The 6,360-nt window shown below is 65.9% G+C and carries 5 protein-coding genes and 1 tRNA gene; 3 read left to right on the top strand and 3 right to left on the bottom strand.

What is annotated here, in order from left to right; genetic code table 11:
* Window positions 1-152 precede the first annotated feature (152 nt).
* A complete protein-coding gene (locus OHA40_RS15835) occupies window positions 153-1,547 on the top strand; it encodes a hypothetical protein (protein WP_330233794.1) in 1,395 nt (464 codons plus the stop codon).
* 51 nt (window positions 1,548-1,598) lie between these two features.
* On the opposite strand, the gene OHA40_RS15830 is transcribed toward OHA40_RS15835, so the two are convergent.
* On the bottom strand, window positions 1,599-2,189 hold the full coding sequence (locus tag OHA40_RS15830) for a TetR/AcrR family transcriptional regulator (protein WP_330233793.1): 591 nt from the start codon (window positions 2,187-2,189) through the stop codon (window positions 1,599-1,601).
* Between the two features lie 50 nt (window positions 2,190-2,239).
* Window positions 2,240-3,709: an alpha-L-fucosidase gene (locus OHA40_RS15825; protein WP_330233792.1), complete on the bottom strand. Its 1,470-nt coding sequence runs from the start codon at window positions 3,707-3,709 to the stop codon at window positions 2,240-2,242.
* Window positions 3,710-3,961: 252 nt separating this feature from the next.
* On the opposite strand from OHA40_RS15825, the gene OHA40_RS15820 reads away from it, so the two are divergent.
* Entirely contained in the window at window positions 3,962-4,390 is a 429-nt protein-coding gene (locus tag OHA40_RS15820) for an ester cyclase (RefSeq protein WP_330233791.1), read from the top strand.
* 112 nt (window positions 4,391-4,502) lie between these two features.
* Here OHA40_RS15820 and OHA40_RS15815 read toward each other — a convergent pair.
* Window positions 4,503-4,585: transfer RNA gene (locus OHA40_RS15815), tRNA-Leu, on the bottom strand.
* Between the two features lie 237 nt (window positions 4,586-4,822).
* On the opposite strand from OHA40_RS15815, the gene OHA40_RS15810 reads away from it, so the two are divergent.
* On the top strand, window positions 4,823-6,220 hold the full coding sequence (locus tag OHA40_RS15810; RefSeq protein ID WP_330233790.1) for an FhaA domain-containing protein: 1,398 nt from the start codon (window positions 4,823-4,825) through the stop codon (window positions 6,218-6,220).
* Window positions 6,221-6,360: the final 140 nt, after the last annotated feature.

The following is a 6,360-nucleotide window of genomic DNA, read 5'->3' as shown; positions in this document are numbered from 1 at the left end:
CCACCGACAGCCGACCACCACGCGCTTGGGAGTGCGGCGGAAGCTTCCACGGACAGGCGGTTCCGCAGTGACATCAGGCGCGAAACCGATGGCAATATTCAGCTCTGGAATTGCGTGGTGGCGAGCCACTCAGCACGGATGAGGAGAACGACGTGGCAGACGAACCCGGTGGATTGACCGCTGAGCATCCACTCGCCCGTGCGCTAGTGACGACCGCACCTGCCGGGTGGCAGCGGGTGGACGGGGTCTTCTCGATCACGGTGGCGGGTGAGATCTCCCGTCTCGTGTATTCCATCGGCGAACAGGCGATGTCGGTCGATCCACCAGAGGTTGTGGTCGCGCTGGTCCGGGAGTTGCGGGCCATCGCGGCGGAGTCGAGCGCCGGACCGTGGTGGCGATTGCTGGTGACGATGACCAGCTCGGGCGAGATCGAGGCCGCCTACGACTACGGCGACGAGCCCTTCCCGGACGGGCAGCTGTTCGTTCCTGAGGCGTATCGCGCCGACCTCGAGGCATACCCGCGCGACAAAGTACCGGTGTGGTTGGCCGCGTATATCGGTCACGACGACCGGCAGCGACGCACCCCGCAACAGGCGGCTGCCCAGGCTCGCGCCGATCGGTCCGAACAGGTGTGGGCGGTGCTCGCGGAGAACGAGTTTCCGCCGTTCCCGCAGATGTGGACGCGGTGGACCACGATCGCGGCCGCGTTCGTGGCCGCGAAGTCGGATTGGGGGCCGCGGATGCTGCCCTGGGTCGGCCTGTTCGAGGGCACCGCACGCGGCGGATCGACATTGCATGTGCTTCCGGGCGGGCGGGCCGTGTTGTCGGGTGGCGTGTGGAACGCGCCCACGTTGGACGCGGTGTACAACGGTGGCGCACCGATGCCCGAACTCTATGGCGGTGCGCCCGAGTGGGTGGCCGACCCGGTGTTGAACCCGCGCGCGGCTTCGGGCTTGCTGTCGTTCTGCTACTGGTGGGAGGCGGGGCGCTGGTATCGCGGGCAGTCCCCTGCGGCGCACGAATGCGCTCCGGCGGTGCCTGGCATGTGGACGCGCGACACCGCGATCGGGATCGTGGCCAGCATCCTCGCCGACAGCAAGGGTAAGGACGCCCCGGACGCGATCAGAGCATTGATGTCCGCCGCCGAGGCGGGCGTGGTAACCCGCAAGACGCTGGTCGCGGTCTTCGGCGATGACGGGCGCTTCGACATCGATGGTGCGCTCTACCAGTACTCGGTCGCCGGTCTGATGTCGACGGTGCCGGAGCCGATGCCCGCGGAACAGGCGATCAGCCGGGTGCGGGACTACATCACCGGACGACAATTGGATACCACCGGATATCCGCTGGCTCAGCTGACCGCCGAGCGCTTCAGCGTCGGCTGGATGGTGCACGTGCCTGCACCTGCAGTGGCACCCGCATCCGCCCGGGCGATCTTCTACGTCGCCGACGACGGCACGTTCGAGCAGTCGTCGTCCTCCGTACCTCCGGCGGAATTCACCGCCGCGTTCGAGCGACGATTCCAGCAACGCCACGGTTCGGCCGGCTGAGGCAGGAGGAAGATCGCCCAGCGCCGAACGTGCCGGAACGACATGTGGGCATCAGATAGTGATGGCGCGCTGGACGAGCGTCTCCAGTTCGTCCGCTGCCACCCGCAGATCGAAATCGGGCTCCGCAAGCCATTGGCCGACGAGACCGTCGATCGCCCCTCCGATCACCACGGCCGTCGTCTTCACGTCGAAGTCGCGCAGCTGACCCGCCGCCTGTCCCGCGGCCAGCAGCTCTGCCAGCACTTTCCACCGAGACGCGTCCGCTCGGATCGTCTGGTGCCCGGCCAGCTCCGCGATGGCCAATGCCTCGGTGATCGCCCGGACGTGGGCCGGATGGGCGGTCAAATGGCCGATCATCGCCCGGATGTAGGCGCTCACCGCCTCGGCCGGTGTGCCCGCCGCGTGCACGGCGCTCTCCACCTGCTCGACCAGACCTCCGATGACGCGATTCAGCACCTCGTCGAGAAGCTCGTCTTTGTTCGTGAAGTGATACAGCACCGCGGCCTTCGAGACGCCCGCCTTCTCGGCGATCCGCGACAGCGACGTACGCGCATGCCCCACTTCGGCGATCAGCTCGATCGCACTGTCGATGATCTGCCCCCGACGGAGGCTCGGGATGGATCCATCCGCAGTGCTGGTCACAGCGTCCTCCATCTCTTCGGCCCGGTCGCAACCATTTCGCGCAACAATCCTCACGACAGCGGAATGGCCACCGCTGGAGAGTAGACCGAGTCCAAATCACGGGAGAACCTGAGGACGGTGTCACCGCCACGCCGGTCCACTCGCACCGAACTCCCGTCTGCCAGCAATGTGCCCGCCGAGCCCGGCAGCGCGAGTCCCTGCACGACCACCTCGCGTCCCCTCGGGTATCCGACCACCACCACATTGACGGCACTGCCGCTGCGCGTGGTCCGCACCGGCAGCCCGTCGGTCGTCGCACCCTGCGGTTCGTCGTACGGGTTGGTGTCGTAGATCGCTGCGCCATTGGCCCGAAGCCAGTCACCGAAGGCGCCGAGTCGGCTGAGCTGCACCGCTGGGATGATGCCCGCCCCGCCGCTCGGGCCGACATTGAGCAGTAAGTTGCCGTTCTTGGCGACGGCGTCGGCGAAAGCCGGGAACAGCTCCTGCTCGAAGGACGCGTAATCCGCGTCTGTCTCGTTCCGGTTGAAGCCGAACGAGTTGCCGATGCCTCGGGTGGCCTCCCACTTCCTCGTCTGAGTCGTGTCGAACCGGGTGTATTCGCGGGTGGTGAAATCGGAATGCGGCAGGACCGGTGCCGGGGCACTGTGCACGAAATCCTGCTTCGCCTTGATCAGCTGCTTCATCAGCAGGTCGAAACCAGCGCGGGCGAGCCTCGAGCGCATCACCGTCCTGCCCCACGAGGCGGTCTGCCATCGGTCGTTGACGACACCGTCCGGCACGGTGTTGTAGTAGTGGGCGAACAATGCGAACAACTGCTTCTGCCCGGTCGGCCAGGAAATGTCATTCCACAAGATGTCCGGCTCGTAGCGGGTGATGAGCTCCCGCACCTGCGCGTCGGCGTACGCGGGGTAGCCGCTGGCGTGCGGGGAGTAGATGTAGTCCCCGAGGGTCTTCATCACTTTCGACTGGAAGGTCCAGTCGATCCCTCCCGAGTAGTAGACGCCGAATTTCATCCCCCGCTCGCGGACCGCCGCCGCCAGCTCGCCGACCAGGTCACGCTCGGCGAACCAGCCGGGGCGATGCGGATTACGCACCTCCGTCGGCCACAACGCGAACCCGTCATGGTGCTTGGTAACCATCACGACGTACTGCGCGCCCGCCCTGCGGAACGTCTCGGCCCACTCGTCCGCGCTCCAGTCCTTCAGCCCTTCCTCGAACATGGCCTTGAAGCCCTCATACGGCAAGTCTCCGAAATGCCGCCTGTGGTATTCGGCTGTCGGTCCCCCGGGATCCCTCATCATGTTCATGTATTGCTCGGCATACGGGTTCCGGGTCATCGCATGGTCGTAGTCGTCGCGAAGCGCGTCGGCATAGCTCCCCCTCGGCGCGAACCCCGGCACCGAGAACAGACCCCAGTGAACGAATATGCCGAACTTGGCATCCCCGAACCAAGTCGGCACGGAGCGAGCCGCCAGCGATTCCAGCGAAGCCTCGTACTGTCCTTCCCCGAGCCGCTCCATGGTGTCCTCTCGTCGAATGTCGATTCCCGACGAGCCTAGCTGACCGATCGGTCAGTCGCCTCCGCTGCGCGTACCCAGCAACGACGAGAAGGGCCGGAAACGGCGTCGCGGAGCCCCATTGCCCGAACCCCCGACACGACGCCGCGCAAACCGGTTGCTGTTCCATTGCCGCTTCCGATGGGCGACACTCGAGTGAACCGCCACCATCGCCATGGCCGCTCGCGGCGCGGCACTCGAGGAGGAAGGTCGATCATGTCGCTGGAAGCGAACAAGTCTCTGATCCGCCGGTTCTATCAAGAGATCGACGCGGGAAACATCGACGCCATGGACGAACTCGTCGCCGAGGACTACCTCGATCATTCGCCTCCCCCGTTCCCCGGCATCGGTCCGGGCCGCGAGGGCCTGAAGCAGGCGTTTCGTATGTTCTGGGAGGCCACCCCTGGGCGGCACGAGATCGAGGATCAGCTCGCCGAAGGCGACCGTGTCGTCACCCGGATCACCGCATATGGTCGCCACACCGGGGACCTGCCGGGTATACCGGCAACCGGTCGCGAACTGACGATGACCGGCACAGCGATCCACCGGATCCAGGACGGCAAAATTGCCGAGAAATGGTCCGACAAGGACGTGCTCGGGTTTTTGCAGCAGTTGGGTGTACTTCCGGCCGCCGCAGGGCCGTGACAGACGACACTGCGGCCTAATCGGCGAACGACCGACCGAGCCGAGCGGAATAGATCAAAAAAGCCGCGTATCGGCGCAATGTACCGATACGCGGCTTTCCGAAATCTCTCTGTGGGCGAAGGGGGACTTGAACCCCCACGTCCCGAAGGACACTGGCACCTGAAGCCAGCGCGTCTGCCATTCCGCCACTCGCCCGAGCGACTCGGAGACACTATCACGCTCCCGCGGCGGATACGAAATCGCCATTTCAGAGGCCTGACAGGGGCGTGACAGGGGCTCTGGACGGGCCAGGGAACCCCGCATCACCGCCAAGAGTTACAGGTGTGGACGATCGTGGATATCATGCAATGAACGTGGTCGATAAGCGACACGCCATACACGCGTGTCGTTGTTACGAATCAGGAAAGAGACGCTCACCGAAGGGAGGCCGAGATGGGCATCGTTTCGCGGTTCGAGCGTCGCCTGCAAGGCGCGGTCGGTGACGTATTCGCCAGAGTGTTCGGTGGCAGCGTCGTGCCCCAGGAGGTGGAGGCGGCGCTGCAACGCGAGGCCGCCGATCATGTCCAGGATGTCGGCGGCGGGCATCTGCTGGCGCCTAACAGCTATGTGATCACGATCAACTCATCGGATCATCAGCAACTGGACGCCGACCACGACCTCACCACACGCGCGTTCGCCAAACATCTACAGGACTACATCCGCGAGCAAGGCTGGCAGACCTACGGCGACGTACACGTGGCGTTCGAGGCATCCCCTACGCTGCACACCGGACAGTTCAGGGCAAGTGGCCGCGTCGATCCCGATGTCGGCCATAGAGCCAGCGCGGCTCGCGGCCCCGAATCACCGCCACAACGACCTGCAAACCCGCAACCAGGAGCTGGCCCCATGACGCAGAACTCAGGCTACGACCCGAGCCGTGAGCCCGCGGAGTCCGATCCACGCAACCGCGGGTACGCTCCACCGCCTGCTGGTCGCGGCGGTCCGCAGAACGGCGCGTACCGCGACGACTACGGCCGCGGTGGCGCGTACGACCAGGCTCCGGACGCACAACAGGGTTACAGCGACTACCAGAACGGCTACGACTACCAGCAGGGTGGCCAAGGCTATGGCCAGCAGGGCTACGCCGATCAAGGCTATGGCCAGCAGGGCTACGCCGACCAGGGTTACGGCCAGCAGCAGGGCTACGCCGACCAGGGTTACGGCCAGCAGCAGGGCTACGCCGACCAGGGTTACGGCCAGCAGCAGGGCTACGCCGACCAGGGCTACGGCCAGCAGCAGGGCTACGCCGACCAGGGCTACGGCCAGCAGCAGGGCTACGCCGACCAGGGCTACGGCCAGCAAAACCAGGGCTATGGCCAGTCCGGGTACGCCCAGCCGGGCTACAACGACCCGGGCTACGGCGATCAGAACTACCCCGATCAGGGCGGCTACGGCCAGGATGACCAGGGCGGTTACGGCCAGGCCTACTCGCAGCAGCAGGGCTACGGCGCGCCGCAGGGCTACGGCGGCCAGGGCTACGGCGCCACGCCGCAGGCGGGTTCGGGCTACTCGGCTACCCTGCAGCTGGACGACGGCAGCGGCCGGACTTACCAGCTACGGGAAGGCAGCAACATCATCGGCCGCGGCCAGGACGCGCACTTCCGCCTGCCCGACACGGGCGTCTCGCGCAGGCACATCGAGGTGCGCTGGGATGGCCAGACCGCGATGTTGTCCGATCTCGGCTCCACCAACGGCACCTTGGTCAACGGTTCTCCCGTGCAGGATTGGCAGCTCGCCGACGGCGACGTCATCCGTGCCGGGCACTCCGAGATCCTGATCCGTATCGTCTGATCCCGTAAGCTCGCGGTGCAGGTCACGACATGGCTCTCGAGGGATTCGTCGGTCGTATCGTGATCGAAATCGACCGACGGCCCTATGATGCTGCCAACACACGCGCGGCGCCGACACCGGGGCCGGCAAGACCAGCAGGC

Source organism: Nocardia sp. NBC_00508, from assembly GCF_036346875.1.
GTDB lineage: Bacteria > Actinomycetota > Actinomycetes > Mycobacteriales > Mycobacteriaceae > Nocardia.
This window is presented reverse-complemented; position numbering and strand designations above follow the sequence as displayed.